Genomic DNA, 18027 nt, shown 5'->3' with positions numbered 1-18027 from the left:
CTTATATGGCTTCAAATACGATCAATACAAAATTTTTTCTCACGATAGCTTTTAGCGTTCTACTTATTTTGGTTACCCCCACCATAATAACGACAGTGATTTACTGGTTTATTGGTAGTGATTTCTCAAACAGGGCAAAATCTGATGCGGACCGACTTCTGGGAATAGCTAACTACTGTATTATTGCCCCACATAAAAGATCGGAGGCTGCATATTTTATCACCAACTTTAAACATGTAAATTTGAAGGAGGTTATAAAGCAGGCTGTATACTTCAAGTTATACTTGCCTTCACAGGAAGTTCGAAGTGGATTAGCCAGCGCAAGAAAACGAAATTACCACTTTGCTATTTATAATAGTGATGCCATGTATTATTGGAGCCTCAGGGAAGATAGGTTTATTAAATCTCCCGACTATGTATATGTAGCTTTTCAGCAAATTCTAAAAGTCTACTCCATGTACAAGGGGAGGCCAGATATTTTGGGAAAGGGTGGCTTTTCGCAACCATCATGGGATTATTATGATTGCCCCCATTGAAAAGAAAGCATTATTGAACTTATCCCAGTTCTGACCGGGTCTAGCGGTTTTCGCTTTTTCATTGGTAGCACCAAGCCTTTCTTTGAAAATTTACTGAACTTCGCTGTCTGAATACCACTCATGCTCTTAGTGTCATGATGAAGCGCCAATCTCCTCAGTAGTGATTTTTCTTTCCTTGCGAGTTTAGAAATTGGCAAGATACCCAAAAGACGCATTGATGATCCAGTGTTCCGAATCAATACTCGCCCAAGGAAGGTGTTAAATTACTTGAGTCCGCTGGTTTTTTTGGCGATCAGACGTGTGTCACTTATGTTAGCAATCTAGGTAGCTCTTCATATTTAAAGCATGGGTTGGACTTCGCCATATAAACCAGGGGATTACTTACAAAGAACTTTTTGGCTGAAATCTAGTCAGATCTGGAACCTCGCAAGCCAACAGGTCAGATCTTTTCTTTTTGGGTGCTTGCCGAGGCATTCTACGGAAGTGGTATTTAAGTCAGATGGAACTCCAGCCTCCCCCCTTAGTATATAAAGATAACGAAACATCAATTTCATGGCGCCTTTGGGTTTCCCTGGCGATAGCACTGAGTTTGCATATGGTTTTATTGACAATTCCAGTTTCCGTGCCACCAGATAATCAGTTGAACAAACAATCTACAATTAGGTTTATCTTAAAACATAAAAAACCGACTGCGAGCTCGCCAATAAACAGCCCAGACAGTGCAGGTAGGCCCAAAAGGTCTGTAACCACTACAAAACCGAAAGTAGGGCAGAATGAAGTATTGCCTGCAGCTTCAGCTACTGCAAAACCGCCCTCATCAGGAATTCAGCAAAAACATGAAGCCCCGATTAGAGTGACAACCAGTGAACATAGAGACCTAGCAAATACTACTCAGCCCGAAAACTTATCGTCTCAAAAAGCCGTTACTTTAACGGTTCCCGCTGAATCTGGAGCAAAAAGCAAAGCGGTGGTTTTTGATCCGAGGTTAAAGAGAGCTTTAGATCGAGAGAACAACAAAGTTCGCCAGCTTCAAACAAAAGATGCCCTCTACACAACAGCGACAGGTACTTTTGTTCAACTCGGTGATAAATGCTTTGACCTGAAAGATTTACCGGCTGGCAGTGATAGCGATCTGAACCCCTGGTTTAGAGCCAAATGTCCCAAGAACTCTAGATCCCAAGCGGATATTGAACGCCTCGCTGAAAAATATGGTATACCTTAGACCACAATCATTTGTGATGAATAGTATGAGCAAGGCCTCGTCCATACAGAGGAGACCTCACATAAGAATACCACTAGCGTTTGAACAATCTCATGGGTGAATAAATTGGAGCCGAACTTTTTGCAGTCTTAGAAGGTTGGTAGCAGCATCAAACCTTACCCTTGCAAGGTAATAACAGCTTTGTGTATTAATCGGGCGGCTAGGGATGTTAATTGCGGTTGATCCATTAGCTGCATCAGTGCTCGTACTATTGACTACAAGTGTGAATGTTATTGCACCAGCACCGAAGGCCGGTTGGCAAACCTCAAATAGCATAGCTGCCATCGCAGAATTGGGGTCATTATCAGTCCACCACCACCGAAAAAACTCCAAGGTTCCCCCATTGGGTAGATCCCAAAATTGGGCATCGGCAAACCGCTCAGTGCCGAGCCGGCTCAGCTCAGTACCACCTCCTGCGGAATATAACCACTCCGACCCAGTAGTATCCTGTCGCCCAATAAATGACTTCGGCATAATTGGTGAATAGTCTGTGCTCCCTGTGGGGAATAGCCCCTCTTGGGAATCAGGATTACCCGATGCATATAAGGGAAAATCAAATGGACTTTCTGGGTCAAGCCCTTCAGCTACATATACATTAGACGCCGCCCTATCAAAACCCATGGCTTCAAGTGCCGCCGGATTAGTAATTAGATTATCCTTATTGCCCGCAATTACCATCTGTGAAGCCGCTGTGAAACTGACAAGTGTGGCGAGGGTATATTTAAGCCACCGGTAGGACATCTTCATATGAACTCTCCAAAATTAGTATCGAAATTATTATCAAAATCCCCAATAATGAGTAAATTCTGAGCATCCTTAACGACGTAGGGATAAGGTATGTAATTAGTAGAGAAATGAATTTCTGCAAGTAATCTCAACACAAAGGCGGAAAAATCTCTCAGAAATGCCCCTCAAAACTTATTGAGAAATCCCAAGCGTATACATGAATAAATTCAATCGATTCAGCATGCATCTCACCAGGAGGTATTGATCTAATTAAATTTCTAAGATCAAAATGAAAACACCAAGTTACCCATTTTAAGAGATAAACTTACCCCCTAAATTGAGCCCAGATGATTTTGCGCTGGGGGTTTCAACTATTTCCCATGTGGCCCGCTGAAACCACAAAAACTTGAACTGTCTTTTGCTAATGTTGAATTATGTTAACAATTGCTGATCGCCGGCCGCTATGTAAGTTGTCCTTGTCAATTCCATCCCAATCACGAAGTATAAAAACTATGTGTTCTTACTGTACGTTGAGTGGGTAGGGGCCTTCTTAATAATAAAGAGAAGAGAGAAGAGTTTAAGCTCTTCTCTGGACTTCCACGTTATGGTACACGCTTGTAGATATAGGTTTTGTCATCTTGACGGAGGATCAGCGAAACGACAGGGCCCACATCGGCGCCTTCAAATTCGATAGTTAGCCCTGGTACCATCTTAGATGCATATAGTGTGGATGATTGCGGCCGAATGACGAACTCTCCGTATCCCGCTGAAACAATAAGGCCCGTATAGCCACGACTAATCTCGATGACATCGTTCTTAGCCTGCTCATAGCGCCCGATCCCCCTTAAAAGAACTTTCTCAGGTAAAGTAATGAAATCTGGGGTGGGGACGATCTTAGTAGATACTGTTTGCTGGGGGTTCAAAAAATGGTGGCCGATATCGTCTAATCCTTCGCCACTCGCAGCATCTGCCAAGGCAACAACACCGGCTCTCCGTGCTGGGTTAAAGCCCATAAATGTGCGTGATCCATCGCTGCTGCCATTAGACCAATAATAGGTTTCGCCATGGGTCGTCGTTCTACGCCAACCCAGGGCCATGCGAGTGATATCACTGCCTCCAGGCCTATCGACCGACAACATCAAACGCGAGGCAGCCACCAAATCCTTAGGGCCCTGGCCGTTAGTGAACAAGTCGAGAAGAGTGAGGAGATCGTTGGCAGTAGAGCGCAAACCACCAGCCGGTGCGAGCACACCATCACTAGTGGGGCCAATCGGGCTGAGGTAAAAGTCATGGCCTTGAGCGCGTCGTGCTGCCTTTCTCGGGTCATCCTCTAAAGTAGTGTCACTTAACCCCAGTGGCTCTGTTACACGCTCTCGCAGTATCTCTGCAAAAGAGCGGCCTGACTTCAAAGCAATGCCTTGACCTAAAAGTCCAAAAGCCAGGTTTGAATAGTTAAATTGAGAGCCTGGACTAGTTTGCAGGTGGTAGCTTGGTAAGCTGCCATAGAGCTGTTCAAAGGAATAACCTGCATATTTATTCGGCGCATCGGGTACCGATGTAGCAAGGTTGTTGGGCCTAAGCGGCAATGCAGCACCATGTGTAGCCAAGTCGGTGAGGGTGATTTGTCGTCCTTTAAAAGTTGGAGCCTTTACTCCGTCTGGTACGTAATCCTGAAGTGGGTCGTCGAGCCTTACGCGCTTATGTACGACTTCAACAGCTAATAGCAGGGCGGTAAAAATCTTAGTTAGCGAGGCAACTTCAAAAATGGTATCACCGCCTAGCTGGTAGTCGTCCTTGGCTTCAGGATCCCGAACGGTAATGATGCGACGACCAGAGGGCTTCAGGGTGCCTGTAACCGCGGCATGTGCCCCATGCTGCTTAAGAATACGATGACGTACAAGACGTTGGAGCTCGTCTACACCTTTCGCTGTATTATTTGATAAAGCGTCTAACGCAAAGAGTGGCTGGGGCAGGGTGTATGCGATGGCAGCCCCCAAAAAAACTTTAGAAAAATCACGTCGATCCATGGCGATCAGTACCTATTGAAGAAGTCAGTCAGGCAAATCAATATGCGTTTACAATACCTAACCAATAGTTAATTTAAAACAATCAAATTGCTGAAAGAGTATCGACTACCAATATCTACAGAAGTTTCAGTATTTCATTCGTCATATTGTCAATGAGTTCAAAGGAGTGAATTAGATTGAGCGACTTATGAAGAAATCGATATGCACAAAGGTCAGTTGTTCCCTTGTCAGCCTACTCAGGGGAATTAGCCAAGTCATCCTACAGAAGAACGCATTGAGTGGAGCTTTGTTTTTGTTTGGTGTGGCAGTTAACTCCATCACTATGGCTATTGGAGCCCTAGTTGGTGTTATCTCCTCAACAATTTTTGCACATATTAAACATTACCCGGTGAATGATATTGAAGAGGGGCTATTTGGGTACAATGGCGCATTGATTGGTGTAGTCATTTTCTCTTTATATGCACCATCGTCAATCACCGTTTTCTTAATTATTGCTGGAAGCGCTCTAACCGTTTTAATAATGCGCTTAATGATGATTCACTTTCCTCTTCCGGCTTATACCGCACCATACATTTTGGTGATATGGGTTATCTGGGCCATGGCTCCGGCACTCAATCTAGAGCCAGCTATAACATCGATGAGTGAAAAAATCTCAACTTGGGGGATATTCGAAGGTATAGGACAGATTATCTTCCAAAATAATGCCATTACGGGGGCTTGTTTTTTGCTTGGGATTTTCATTTCCAATAAACTACATGCCCTTTGGGGCATCATTGGTGGACTATTTGCCACATTATTGGCTGAGCTTCTATCTTTATCGACAACACTCATTCTTGCCGGAATCTTTGGCTACAATGCATCACTTTGTGCTATTGCCTTAACAAGTAGAAGTAAGCAATGGCTTGCTCCACTTGTTGGGAGTGCACTAACCGTGCCTATCGCAATGGCTTTTATCAATGTTGGCATCATTGTATTAACAGCACCATTTGTACTTTCCAGCTGGGCAATATTGTTACTTAAGAAAAGGTTTTCATTAACTTACTGATAGAAAGGTCAGAGTGTGGCCAAATCTTATGACTGATTTGGCCACAGTATTTAACTAGGCATACTTGAGCTTTTTATCTTCACAAAGAATAACTTAATAGATATCTGTTAGTTTCTTCCAGCTATTACACCACCATCTACATCCCAAATTGCACCGGTAACCCAACTAGAGTTTTCACCTAGAAGGAAGTTAACAACATTTGCAACATCATTTGGCACACCAATTCTCCCAATAGGGTGGAAAGAATCAAATCCGGATAGTGCTTCATCTATTTCATTAGGATCAATAAAGTTCTCATAAATTGGTGTTTTCACGACTGCTGGAGAGACTGCATTAACTCTTATGTTGTACTCGGCAAGCTCCATGGCTAAATGCTGGGTTAGGGCATGGAGCCCAGCCTTTGCCATTGAATATGCTGAAGATGGAGTGACTTTAATTGCTTGCTGGGCCCACATAGAACCAATATTAACTACACTACCAGAGCCATGCTTTATCATATTCCTCGCAACAGCTTGGGTAATAAAAAATAACGAACGATTGATTTCTAGATATCTGTCATAGTCATCATTTTCATGCAATAGAAATGGCTTGGGGTTGAAATAACCCGCAGCATTTACCAAGTATCGATAATGAGCTTCATCTTTCTCGATAAGCTCAATGAGGGCACTGACATCTTTTTCTTGGTAAAGATCTGCCTGGAGCGTTTTCACTTCACCATAGGTAGATAGATAATCCTCTGCCTTTTTTAGCTTTGCTTCCTTACTACCAACGATTATGGGCGTTATCCCTTGTTTTATCAGCTGCTCCGCAGTAGCTAGCCCAATTCCACTTGATCCTCCCACAACAAGGGCCAACTCACGTCTATCTTTGTCTTTAGCTTCAACTATAGTCTCGTTCACAAATTTTCCTCGATAAGATAATGTAGATAGCGTGCAAGTAGTCTAGGCAAAGCAAAGCCCTGATGAAAAGTAGGTACAATTCGGTGTATTAGTTACTTTTTGGTAAGTATTTATGGAACCAAACAAAAAGAAAATCCTAAGAAAGGCGCCACCAAAGCAAAGCGCCCGGATGGTTGAGACTATCTATGGCTGTAAATGGTCGCTTACAGTCTACCGTTTGCTGGCTTTGGAAATAAATCGACCAGGAGAGATGGTACGCAGTGTGGAGGGTCTGAGTGCAAAAGTACTTAATGAATGTCTCCGTAAAAACGTAGAGTTTGGTATCTTGGAACGCGTGAGCTATAACGAGATTCCTCCCAGGGTTGAATACACAGTTACAAAATTTGGTGAAAAATTTTTAAATGTATTGGAGGAATTGGAGAAACTGCAAGATGAGATAGATCAAATGAACTCACAATGAAAAATTACCTACAAGGATCATATTCACATCCAAATCAAAACCATTTCACTGCGTTTTCCAATATATATTGCGCAAGCTATCTGATAGGAGTTGAGTTTGAAGGTAAACCGGAACACAAGATTCCATTTGATTAGTAGCTACACTAAAACCTTTAGCGTGGTGCATTTACAGGCACAACTTTTCCATTATGGCCAAAGAATAGCTGAATATTTTAATTAACAAACTAAGGACGGTTATAGCATGAAAATTGTAGTGATTGGCGCTAACGGAACCATTGGTAAATCAGTTGTGGCTGAACTTAAAGACCATGAAGTTGTAAAAGTAGGTCACAGCAAAGGCGACTACAGAGTTGATATTGAGGACAGGGCATCTATCAAGGCCATGTTTGAGAAAGTCGGCCAAGTTGACGCCGTAGTTTCAGCCACAGGAAATGCAGTTTTTGCGCCAGTTGAGGAACTGACATTCGATCAAATTAAGGCAGCTATCAACAGTAAGTTGTTAGGGCAAATTAGTATTTTCCAAATTGGCCGTGACTATATTCGAGAGGGAGGCAGTATCACTTTAACTTCAGGTGTTTTGGCTCAACATCCTATGCGGGGCGGTTCTGCACTCAGCCTAGTGAATGGGGCCATTGAATCCTTTGTGAAAGCCACAGCGTTGGAACTCGGCCATAAGCTTCATTTGAATGCTGTTAGTCCACATTTTGTGAAAGAAACCATGGATATGATGGGTATGGATAGTTCTAGCGGCATCTCAGCGTCGGACACTGCAAAAGCGTATCGTCATGCAGTTTTAACCAATGAAACTGGGCAGTCTTTTGACGTAGTGGATTATATATAACTCTCAAAACTGAAACTTATTGTGAGACTTTTTATATCGATGATATGCAGTTTATTGATGGTTATGTATTAATTGATACCTTACCTTTTTCTTGGCGAGATTGATCAAGACGTGAGTTAGTGAAGTAACTACATAGAATATCCACGTAAATGCGATTGACTCCGAGCTGGTAGAAAATACATTCTTCAAGGAGAGAAAACAGCAATAGCCTGTACGAAATACAATGATGAAACTATTCCTGCTCAATCGCTATACATTTTTTGGCTGTTGTGTTTTCACGACTATCGTCAGCCTGCCTCTGTTGGACTCTTACTCCTGGCTCTGGTCTATTGCCGCAATCAGCAGCCTTCTGAGTCTCCTCGGAATTTACGATCTGATTCAAAAATCCCATGCGGTACGCCGTAACTACCCCATATTGGGCAATATTCGCTATCTCATGGAACGTGTTCGCCCAGAGCTACGCCAGTATCTGTTAGAAGGAGAAGAAGACGAGCTGCCTTTTTCCCGGGCCCAACGCTCTCTGGTCTATGCCCGGGCCAAGAATGAGAATGCATCCAAACCCTTTGGTACCTTGATTGACGTCTACGAACCTGGTTTTGAGTTTATCAATCACTCCATACGCCCCAAGGAGGTCAGAGAGCACAAGAGCTTCAGGGTGCTCATAGGGGGACCTCAGTGCAGCCAGCCTTATTCGGCCTCGATCTTCAATATCTCCGCTATGAGCTTTGGGTCCCTCAGTGCCAACGCCATCAGGGCCCTGAACAAGGGCGCCAAGTTAGGGGACTTTGCCCACGATACAGGGGAGGGCAGCATCAGCCACTATCATCGCGAGTTCGGCGGCGATCTGATTTGGGAAATAGGCTCGGGTTACTTTGGTTGTCGAGCCCAGGACGGCAGCTTCGATCCAGACCGCTTCAAGGCACAGGCTCGTAACCCGCAAATTAAGATGATTGAGCTAAAACTCAGCCAGGGCGCCAAGCCTGGCCATGGCGGCATCCTACCTGGGCACAAGGTGACTGCGGAGATAGCATCCACCCGCGGCGTGCCTGAGGGCGAGGACTGCATCTCACCTTCGAGCCACAGCAGCTTTTCTACCCCCCTTGAGTTGCTGGCTTTTATCAAACAACTGAGGGAACTTAGCGGCGGTAAACCAGTGGGTTTTAAGCTGGCCCTCGGACACCCCTGGGAGTTTATGGGCATCGCAAAGGCCATGCTCCAAAGTGACATATTGCCAGATTTTATCGTGGTAGATGGCAAGGAAGGGGGTACTGGAGCAGCACCGTTGGAATTCACCAATCATATCGGCGTGCCCCTGCGCGAAGGCCTACTGTTTATCCACAATACCCTGGTCGGCCTGAACCTGCGAGACAAGATCAAGATAGGTGCCAGCGGCAAGATAATCTCGGCGTTCGATATTGCCAGTGTGCTGGCTATAGGGGCCGACTGGGCCAACTCGGCACGCGGCTTTATGTTTGCAATCGGCTGTATCCAGTCCCAATCCTGCCACACTAACAAGTGCCCCACGGGCGTAGCCACCCAAGACAAGCTGCGACAGCGAGCCCTGGTGGTGCCGGAGAAAGCCGACAGGGTACATAATTTCCACAACAACACCCTTAGTACCCTGGCCGAGATGTTAGCCGCCGCCGGATTAGAGCATCCAGCACAGCTAGAAGGAAAACACCTAGTACGCCGTACCGGTGGCACAGAAGTTCAGCTATTTTCGCAAATCCACGTCTACCTAAAGCCTGGCGAATTGCTCAGGGCACATGACGAGGGGGGCTTCTATGCCCGGGCCTGGCGCATGGCACGTGCCGACAGCTTTGATCCAACCGAGAACGGCCCAGCCGGTATCGATTCGGAAAGCGAGGCCGGCACAGCTGAGCTTGCGCTCAGTTGACCAGGGATCATGCCCCCCAAACTGTTGTACCAAGGATCCAAGACCTGAGGCTCCTGAAATAAACGGTCTTAACCAGTGAGATTAAAGTCGCGACTTTAATCAATCACCTCTCAAAAAGTTACATGTTGCACACTGTTGTTGGAAATTTAACCGAGCGAATTTATATGAAATCTTGGGAGACTCTGAATAATTTCGCAAAGCCTTGAAGGCTGTAGATGTTAAGCGCATCTCGACACGGACGGACTTAGCCCCTTGCAAGAACTGCGATGCAGCAGATGTGCTCTTCATGGCTCGCCCCATGGGGCTTTCGGAGCGATTTATGGACAAGAGTCCTAAATGTAGTGAGCTGATTTAGCCTTTGATTAAAGTAACTTAGCTCAAGTGATTTGGAGCCCGAAAGGGGCTTTGATCATGTTTCTTTCTCTATTTTAAAAACCTATTGACGATCGGTTTTTGCCGCTCTACCATCATTTAAGGAATGATTTTAACAGTTGGAATAATGGTCTATGCGACTCGGTGATCTTGAGAAACAGGTACTCCAATATCTCTGGGATAGAAAGTCTGCGGATGCCAAACAGGTCCACTCGGACTTGAGCCGGGCCCGTGGAGGATCTCTCAATACCATCCAAAGCACGCTGGAGCGTCTCTTCAAGAAAGGTTTGCTGTCCCGGGAGAAGCAGGGGCATGCATTCCAATACAGCCCGGCAGTGGAACGCTACGAGTTTGTCGGGCAACTGATTCAAGACGTTACTCGTGAGTTCGTTGATGATGAGAACGGGTTGGTAGCCGCATTTACCTCCATCTCATCGGAGTTAAGCGAAAGCCAATTGGAGCAGCTGGAGCAGTTGATCGAAAGCCAGAAGATTAAGCGCCAGCAGGGTGATCGCTAATGATTTTGGGGCAGGTTGCACTCTGGCTAAACCTGCTGACTATTGCAGCACTTGGCCTGTTTGTCGGTATTTTACTGGTATCAGCTGCCAGCCTTTCCGTTTCCCGGTATTCACTTAGCTTGTCTGCCTGTAGCCGGCGTTTACTGCTGTGGAGTGCGGTATTGCTGCCGTGGTTCGCGGCTTCCACTGCCGCTGTTATCCTGGCATTCCCCAGCCTTTTGGGGGGCGTTGCATCACTGGCGCACTGGCACCATATCAATGCTTTTAACCTCTACAGTTGGCATGGTGTTTTTACCATTGCATTTCTTTTTCTTACCGGGTTTTTGGTGTTTCAAAGTTTTAAACGAGCTCATCGCCATTTGGCCCAGCTCCGTTTGTTAATGCAACTTTGCGAAAGGGATCAGTCTGATCAGAGCATTATCCAGGCTCAGGGTCCCCAAGCTTTCACCAGTGGTCTGCTCCGTCCGCAAGGGTTTTATACCAGCGGTCTGCGAGACCAGTTAACAGCGGAAGAATTTGAGGTGGTACGCCTGCATGAGGAAGCCCATGCGCAAAAATTTGATCCTCTGAAGAAATTAATATTCGCTTTGTTTGCCAGCTTTTTCCCTACGCGTTTGGGGAATTACTTGAATCGACAGATGGCGCTGTGTATGGAGCAGCGTGCAGATGCTTATGCCCATAGACAGGGGTGGAATGAGACTTTTATCGCCCAAACCCTGCTAAAAGTAACCCGTATCTCTAATGGGTTGCAGCCCAAAGAGAGAACTTCAGCAATGGTCTGTTATTTCGCTCTTGACCAATTGGATGCCCGTATTCGTTACTTGCTGTCTGATGATAAGGGGCGCAGCTTACCCCCCTTGTTATTAGCTGGAATGTTTGTGGCTCTTACAGGCACTTGCCTTGTTTCGGTGGATGCGCTCCACCACACCGTCGAAACCCTGTTCTCCCACTAAGGAAGTCGAAGTGTTTAATTGTTTGCGTTTAGTCATAACTAAAAAACCGATTGCTGATCGGTTTTTTGTGGCCGGAGCCGTGTTCTTTTTAGTCGCATTAAGTGGACCCCTTAGGGCAGAACAGGGCGAGGAGTTATCGGGACTTACTTATGAACAGGCAATTCTTAAAAGCTTGCAAAATCACCCTGAACTGGCGGGTTACCGATATCAGTTTGAGGCTGTGGATGCTTTATCCAAGCACGCCAAGCTTGGACCACGCCCGGAGCTTAGTGTTGCCGCCGAGGGGGTGGGGGAGGAAAAGGACAGCGATGGCAACGGCAGTTCCCAGATAACAGTCGGCATCAGTTGGCTATTACAGGGTGATCTCGCAGAAAAACGTGTATTGGCTACACGCAGTAAGACTTCCGTGATTGAGGCCGAAAAGCAGGTTCTTGAGTTAGAAGTTGCCGCTAATACTGCGCGTTACTTTTTCCAGGTCTTGGCGCAACAGGAACGCCTAGAAATTGCTAAAAGAGCAGTCGACCTGGCTCGCAATATGGCCGCTGAAATTAATCGTCAGGTTAGTGTTGGCAGAACGAATGAAGCCGATGCTTTTCGGGCGGAAGTCGACTTGCAGCGTCGACTCTTAGCTGTGGAAGATGTCGAGCACGAATTGGATATTGCCAGATATCAATTGGCTGCCCAGTGGGGCTCCAGAGAGCCCAGTTTTCGTGCGGTAGTTGGTTCTCTTTCCAGTGTCATTCCAGAAGTTGATTTATCTAGATTGCGAAGCTTGGTGGCGAGCAACCCAAATTTGGAAATATTCATGAGCCGCGAGCGCGTGGCGCAGGCGGAAATTGATTTGGCACGTGCAGAAGCGGGCATTCAGTGGCGGATTGATACAGGAATTCGTCGCAACGAAGCGAGTGGAGATTATGGGTTGGTGGCAGGGTTCGCAATCCCACTAGGTAAGAGTGATCGTAATCGCGGCAAGGTATCTGCTTTGAGGGCGGAACAAAATCGTTTCCGAGCAGAAAGAAATGCGAAAGAGATTGAGTTGGATACACAGCTCTTTGTGATGTCCCAAAGGCTACAGCATCACCGCCACGTAGCTGCCGCCTTGAATGAAAAAATGATTCCCAGTTTGGATAAAGCGCTCACCGCTACGCAAAAAGCCTATCGACGTGGCCGCTATAACTACTCGGAATTGGCACTTGCCCAACAGGGACTTAGCGATGCGCAGCTTTCACTGCTCCAGGCACAGTACAACGCACACCTTAGCCTGATTGAAATTGAAAAACTCACCGGCCTGTCAGTGGCACAGATAAGCGAGAGCGAGATATGAGATCCGCAGTTTTTTCCAGCCTGATATTCAGTGCTTTACTTTCCTTGATCCTTAGTGGCAGCGGCAGTGTCTATGCGGCCGGAGCTGTCGCAGAGGCGGAACCGGAAAAAGGGCCCAATCGTGGGCGCATGTTGCGAGAAGGTGATTTTGCCGTTGAGCTAAGTATTTATGAAACTGGTGTTCCCCCGGAGTTTCGGGTTTGGGTGAGTAACGATGGAGAGCTGGTTAATCCTCAACAGGTTGATCTTAAAGTGATTCTTACAAGGCTTGGAGATGGAGAGGACCACATCGAATTCAGGCCTGAGGGGGATTACCTGCGTGGTGATATGGTGATCTATGAGCCCCACTCATTTGTTGTGACTCTAACAGCCAAGTACCAGGGGCAAGAATACCGTTGGCAATACGATAATTTTGAGGGGCGAACCCGTATCGAATCCGGTATTGCTGAATCCATGGAAATTGATACGGAAACCGTTGGCCCAGCCAGGATGAGTGAAACCAGCCGCGCTTACGGCAGGCTTATTGTAGATCCAGAGCAGGTTCGTGAAATTAGTGCGCGTTTCGATGGCTTTGTAGAAACTGTGCAGGTGGGATTGGGAGAGCGCGTTAATAAAGCGCAACCCCTAATTGCCATTAACAGCAATCAAAACCTAAACACCTACACTATTCAGTCCCCAATTGCCGGTGTAGTAGTCCAGCGCAATGTAAACCCTGGTGAACAGACCGCAGGTCGAGTTTTATTAACGGTTGCCGATGATACTGCATTGTTGGCAGAGTTGGATGTTTTTCCCTCGACACGCCCCCAGATTCGCCAGGGCGCGCCCGTTTCCGTAAATATCAAGTCCTTGGAAACTCCTCTGCTCGGGGTAGTGAAGCAAATTGATACTTTGATGAAACCCAACCAGGCCACCGCCGTTCGAGTGTCACTGCAAGATATTCCCGCAGGCCTCGCACCGGGTTCTTTTGTAAACGGCGATATCCAAGTTGCTGAATATGAGGTGCCTCTTGCCGTCAAGCGTTCCGGTTTACAGGCGTTTCGCGATTTTACTGTCGTTTATGCCAAGGTGGGCGACCAGTATGAAGTGCGTATGTTGGAGTTAGGGCGTGAAGCCGGTGATTGGGTTGAAGTGCTGGGGGGGATTCGACCGGGAATCGAATATGTCACCAACAACAGCTATATCATTAAAGCGGACATTGAAAAGTCCGGTGCATCTCACGATCACTGAGGGTTCGACATGCTTGAGTACTTGATAAGAACCTCAATTCAAAATCGCGGGCTGGTTATTGCACTTGTGCTCTTACTATGCGGTTTGGGCATTTGGAATTTCACCCGGCTGCCCATTGATGCAGTACCGGATATCACCAATATCCAGGTGGTTATTAATACGGAGGCACCGGGGTATACCCCAAAAGAAGTTGAGCAGCGTGTTACATACCCAGTGGAAAATGCAATGGCTGGATTGCCGAGCCTTGCTTATACACGCTCCGTTTCACGGTATGGGTTGTCTCAGGTTACGGTGATTTTTGAGGATGGCACCGATATTTATTTTGCCCGCCAGTTAGTGAATGAACGGCTCACTAGTGTACGTGGTGCAGTGCCTGCTGGTTTGGAGCCGGAGCTTGGACCCATCGCCACAGGTCTTGGTGAAATCTTTATGTTCACAGTGGACTCCGAACCCGGAGCCACCAATGCTGATGGCAGTGCGGTAACACCTAAAGACTTACGTTCGGTGCATGACTGGATTGTGCGCCCGCAGTTACTGCGTGTACCTGGTGTGGTGGAAGTCAATCCGATCGGCGGGTTTAAGAGAGAAATTCTGATTGCTATAGAACCAGAGAAACTGCTGGCATTCGGCCTGACGCAGGAAGACCTGATTCGCTCGATCGAGGAGAACAATCGTAACCGCGGTGTAGGCTTTATTGAACACAGTGGCGCCCAGTGGTTGTTGCGGGTTCCTGGGCAGGCAAACTCGTTAGAGACACTGAAGGATTTCCTGGTTGCGGAAGTGAATGGCGTTGCTGTTCGACTTGGCGACTTGGCCAAGATCGAAGAGGGGCGCGAAATGCGCACCGGGGCGGCTACTCAGAACGGCAGGGAAGTGGTGATGAGCACCGTTTTCATGCTGGTTGGCGAAAATAGTCGCACCGTTGCAGGTGCAGTTGGTGAAAAATTAGAGAGAATCAAACAGAGTCTACCGCCTGGTATCACATTGACAGCAGTTTATGATCGTACCGGTCTGGTTGACCAGACACTGCGCACGGTCCAAACCAATCTTATGGAAGGTGCGCTGCTGGTTATCGCGGTTCTTTTCCTGCTGCTGGGGAATGTTCGCGCAGCAATTCTCACTGCGCTGGTCATTCCGGTGGCCATGTTAATGACCATCACCGGCATGGTTCAGGCCCGCGTAAGTGCAAACCTGATGAGTCTGGGGGCGCTGGACTTTGGCTTGTTGGTGGATGGAGCCATCATTATTGTCGAGAACTGTCTGCGACGCCTCAGCGAATCCGCCCGCGAGCGTGGCCAGTTAGATCTAAAAGAACGGCTTACCCTGGTATTTCAATCGACGCGGGAAGTGATTCGCCCGGCCATGTTTGGTGTGTTCATTATCACAGCCGTGTATTTACCCATTTTTGCCCTGACTGGAGTGGAGGGCAAGATGTTCCATCCGATGGCAATTACCGTGGTGATTGCGCTGCTTTCTGCGATGTTTCTTTCCATCACTTTGGTGCCAGCCGGCATAGCGCTGCTATTCCGCAAACCGGTGATCGAAAAGAAAAACCCTGCACTTGAGAAGCTGAATAGCTTTTATCGCCCGGCCCTGGAGTTTGCACTGCGCCAGCGTGGCATGGTTGTCGCTATTGCTGCGCTACTGGTGTTGGTTTCCGGCTATACGGCAAGCAGAATGGGTAGCGAATTTGTGCCGAATCTGGATGAAGGCGATATTGCCATGCACGCCTTGCGTATTCCCGGCACATCCCTGGAACAAGCGATTGCACTACAAAAATCCCTGGAGGAGCGGATTAAAGAGTTGCCCGAAGTGGAGCGTGTATTCGCCAAAATTGGGACTGCGGAAGTGGCTACCGATGCCGTTCCCCCAAGTGTTGCCGATAACTTTATTATCCTAAAACCCAGGTCTCAGTGGCCAGATCCGGATAAGCCGAAAGAGCAATTAGTAGAAGAGCTGGCAAAGCTGGTAGAGCCAATCCCCGGCAACCGCTATGAATTTCTCCAGCCAATCCAGATGCGCTTTAACGAGCTTTTAGCGGGGGTACGTGCGGAATTGGCGATCAAAGTCTTTGGCGATGATTTCGAGCAATTAGAGCGTTTGGGCAGTGAAATTGAAGCGGCTATAGGCAGTGTAGAAGGCGTTGCTGATATACAGATGGAGCAAACCAGCGGTTTACCGGTTCTTGCCATTGTTCCTGACCAAGCCGCACTAACCCAGTATGGGCTGGCCATCAGCCAAGTACAGGAGCAGCTGGCAACCGCCCTGGGAGGTACGGTTGCTGGCCGCTTTTATGAAGGAGACCGCCGCACCGATATTGTTGTGCGTTTGCCAGAGGTATTGCGCCAGGATTTGGATGCGCTAAAGAAACTGCCGATTCATCGACCCAATGGCAACTATGTGCCCCTGGAGGAAATTGCCAGCTTGGAACTCACTGCCGGTATCAATCAGGTTTTCCGCGAGAACGGTAAACGCAGGGTAGTGGTAACGGCCAATGTGCGGGGTAGGGATCTGGGTAGCTTTGTTACTGATGTACAGCAGTCCGTTTCCGATAAAGTGGAAATACCACCCGGTTACTGGGTTGAATACGGCGGAACCTATCAAACGCTACAGTCTGCTACTGAACGCTTATCGATTGTAGTGCCGCTGACCCTTGTGTTGATTATGGGGCTTCTCCTGCTGGCGCTTCGCTCCATAAAAGATGCGGCAATTATCTTTACCGGTATACCCCTCGCATTAACCGGCGGTGTGCTCTCTTTAATGTTGCGGGATATCCCTTTCTCCATTTCCGCAGCCGTTGGTTTTATCGCACTTTCCGGGATTGCCATCCTTAACGGCCTGGTGATGGTTTCCTTTATTCGCGACCTGCGAGACCAAGGTTACAGCATAGAAAAGGCCATTATTGAGGGCGCCCTGATCCGCTTACGTCCGGTCATTAGTACTGCACTGGTTGCCTCACTCGGTTTTGTGCCCATGGCCCTGAATACTGGTATTGGCTCTGAGGTACAGCGCCCACTGGCTACGGTGGTTATTGGCGGTATTGTCTCATCAACAATCCTGACACTTTTAGTATTGCCGGCACTCTACAGAATTTTACATGGCAGGAATGCCAAGTCGGAGAGCTTACAAGATAACCCTGAAGTGGCTCTGGCTGGAGCCAGTTAACTGGGCCTGTGTGCGCTTTGGTTCACAAGAATTTAGAACTTTAATAACGGGAGATAGTAACGTTGCACAATAGTTTAAAAACAGTTTTCGGCTTGATGGCGCTGATAGCAGGTATGGTGATATCTATGCCGCTATTTGCCCATGGAGTGGACGATGCTACCAAGACTTTTCTTGCCGGTAATGAAGGGGTATCTATTATTCCCTTTCTATATATTGGCGCCAAGCATATGGTGACTGGCTATGACCACCTGCTGTTTCTGGTGGGAGTCATTTTCTTTTTATATCGATCAAAAGATGTTCTTATCTATGTAAGCTTCTTTACGCTCGGTCATAGCTTAACCCTTTTATTTGGAGTGCTTAACGACACCCATGTGAATGCCTATTTGATCGATGCCATTATTGGATTATCCATTGTCTATAAAGGCTTCGACAATCTCGGCGGCTTCAAACGGGTTTTTGGCTTCCAGCCTAATACCAAGGCTGCCGTACTGATTTTTGGACTCTTCCACGGTTTTGGTTTGGCAACCAAATTACAGGAATTCAAGCTGTCCAGCGATGGGTTGGTGGAGAACATTCTGGCCTTTAATGTCGGAGTAGAAATTGGTCAGTTTTTTGCGCTGCTGTTTATTCTTCTCGCCATCAATTATTGGCGTCGCTTTGACAGTTTTCTGCGCTTTTCCACTATGACAAACACCTTACTAATGAGTGGTGGACTGATGTTGGTGGGTTACCAGATGACAGGCTACTTCGTAGGTAGTTAGCCAGAAAGTGACTTTAT

At 47.2% G+C, this 18027-nt stretch carries 15 protein-coding genes; 12 read left to right on the top strand and 3 right to left on the bottom strand.

The genetic code is table 11. The features are described from left to right. Window positions 1-5: 5 nt before the first annotated feature. Both ACJJI0_RS04725 and ACJJI0_RS04720 read left to right on the top strand, forming a co-directional pair. A complete protein-coding gene (locus ACJJI0_RS04725; RefSeq protein ID WP_444884898.1) occupies window positions 6-536 on the top strand; it encodes a hypothetical protein in 531 nt (176 codons plus the stop codon). A gap of 499 nt (window positions 537-1035) precedes the next feature. After that, window positions 1036-1758 (top strand): hypothetical protein, encoded by a 723-nt coding sequence (locus tag ACJJI0_RS04720; RefSeq protein WP_444884897.1) that lies wholly within the window; start codon window positions 1036-1038, stop codon window positions 1756-1758. Between the two features lie 90 nt (window positions 1759-1848). Here the strand turns inward: ACJJI0_RS04720 and ACJJI0_RS04715 are convergent, their stop codons facing one another. After that, window positions 1849-2544 carry a hypothetical protein gene (locus ACJJI0_RS04715; protein WP_444884896.1) on the bottom strand — a complete coding sequence of 232 codons (696 nt, stop codon included), beginning with the start codon at window positions 2542-2544 and terminating at the stop codon, window positions 1849-1851. Window positions 2545-3125: 581 nt separating this feature from the next. Beyond that, the gene (locus tag ACJJI0_RS04710) at window positions 3126-4550 is read right to left on the bottom strand and encodes a serine hydrolase domain-containing protein (protein WP_444884895.1); all 1425 of its coding nucleotides are present in this window, start codon (window positions 4548-4550) and stop codon (window positions 3126-3128) included. Between the two features lie 187 nt (window positions 4551-4737). Between ACJJI0_RS04710 and ACJJI0_RS04705 the strand changes: the two genes are divergently transcribed. Next, window positions 4738-5595 (top strand): urea transporter, encoded by an 858-nt coding sequence (locus ACJJI0_RS04705; RefSeq protein ID WP_444884894.1) that lies wholly within the window; start codon window positions 4738-4740, stop codon window positions 5593-5595. Between the two features lie 107 nt (window positions 5596-5702). Here the strand turns inward: ACJJI0_RS04705 and ACJJI0_RS04700 are convergent, their stop codons facing one another. Next, window positions 5703-6494 (bottom strand): SDR family NAD(P)-dependent oxidoreductase, encoded by a 792-nt coding sequence (locus ACJJI0_RS04700; protein ID WP_444884893.1) that lies wholly within the window; start codon window positions 6492-6494, stop codon window positions 5703-5705. 112 nt (window positions 6495-6606) lie between these two features. Between ACJJI0_RS04700 and ACJJI0_RS04695 the strand changes: the two genes are divergently transcribed. From ACJJI0_RS04695 to ACJJI0_RS04655, 9 genes are all read left to right on the top strand, one after another. Further along, complete coding sequence (locus ACJJI0_RS04695; protein WP_444884892.1) at window positions 6607-6954, top strand: winged helix-turn-helix transcriptional regulator; 348 nt, start codon at window positions 6607-6609, stop codon at window positions 6952-6954. A gap of 240 nt (window positions 6955-7194) precedes the next feature. Further along, complete coding sequence (locus ACJJI0_RS04690; RefSeq protein ID WP_444884891.1) at window positions 7195-7794, top strand: short chain dehydrogenase; 600 nt, start codon at window positions 7195-7197, stop codon at window positions 7792-7794. Window positions 7795-8017: 223 nt separating this feature from the next. Further along, window positions 8018-9691: an FMN-binding glutamate synthase family protein gene (locus tag ACJJI0_RS04685; RefSeq protein ID WP_444884890.1), complete on the top strand. Its 1674-nt coding sequence runs from the start codon at window positions 8018-8020 to the stop codon at window positions 9689-9691. A 506-nt stretch (window positions 9692-10197) separates the two neighbouring features. Continuing rightward, a complete protein-coding gene (locus ACJJI0_RS04680; RefSeq protein ID WP_444884889.1) occupies window positions 10198-10581 on the top strand; it encodes a BlaI/MecI/CopY family transcriptional regulator in 384 nt (127 codons plus the stop codon). After that, window positions 10581-11534, top strand: a complete 954-nt coding sequence (locus tag ACJJI0_RS04675; protein ID WP_444884888.1) for a hypothetical protein — start codon at window positions 10581-10583, stop codon at window positions 11532-11534. Before ACJJI0_RS04680 ends, ACJJI0_RS04675 begins: the two co-directional genes overlap by 1 nt. A gap of 10 nt (window positions 11535-11544) precedes the next feature. Beyond that, complete coding sequence (locus ACJJI0_RS04670; RefSeq protein ID WP_444884887.1) at window positions 11545-12858, top strand: TolC family protein; 1314 nt, start codon at window positions 11545-11547, stop codon at window positions 12856-12858. Next, a complete protein-coding gene (locus ACJJI0_RS04665) occupies window positions 12855-14084 on the top strand; it encodes an efflux RND transporter periplasmic adaptor subunit (RefSeq protein ID WP_444884886.1) in 1230 nt (409 codons plus the stop codon). Before ACJJI0_RS04670 ends, ACJJI0_RS04665 begins: the two co-directional genes overlap by 4 nt. A 9-nt stretch (window positions 14085-14093) precedes the next feature. Beyond that, on the top strand, window positions 14094-17249 hold the full coding sequence (locus tag ACJJI0_RS04660; protein WP_444884885.1) for an efflux RND transporter permease subunit: 3156 nt from the start codon (window positions 14094-14096) through the stop codon (window positions 17247-17249). Between the two features lie 62 nt (window positions 17250-17311). Then, on the top strand, window positions 17312-18010 hold the full coding sequence (locus tag ACJJI0_RS04655; protein WP_444884884.1) for a HupE/UreJ family protein: 699 nt from the start codon (window positions 17312-17314) through the stop codon (window positions 18008-18010). Window positions 18011-18027 lie beyond the last annotated feature (17 nt).

It is taken from the genome of Microbulbifer mixtoriginis (SeqCode) (assembly GCF_052466695.1).
This window is presented reverse-complemented; position numbering and strand designations above follow the sequence as displayed.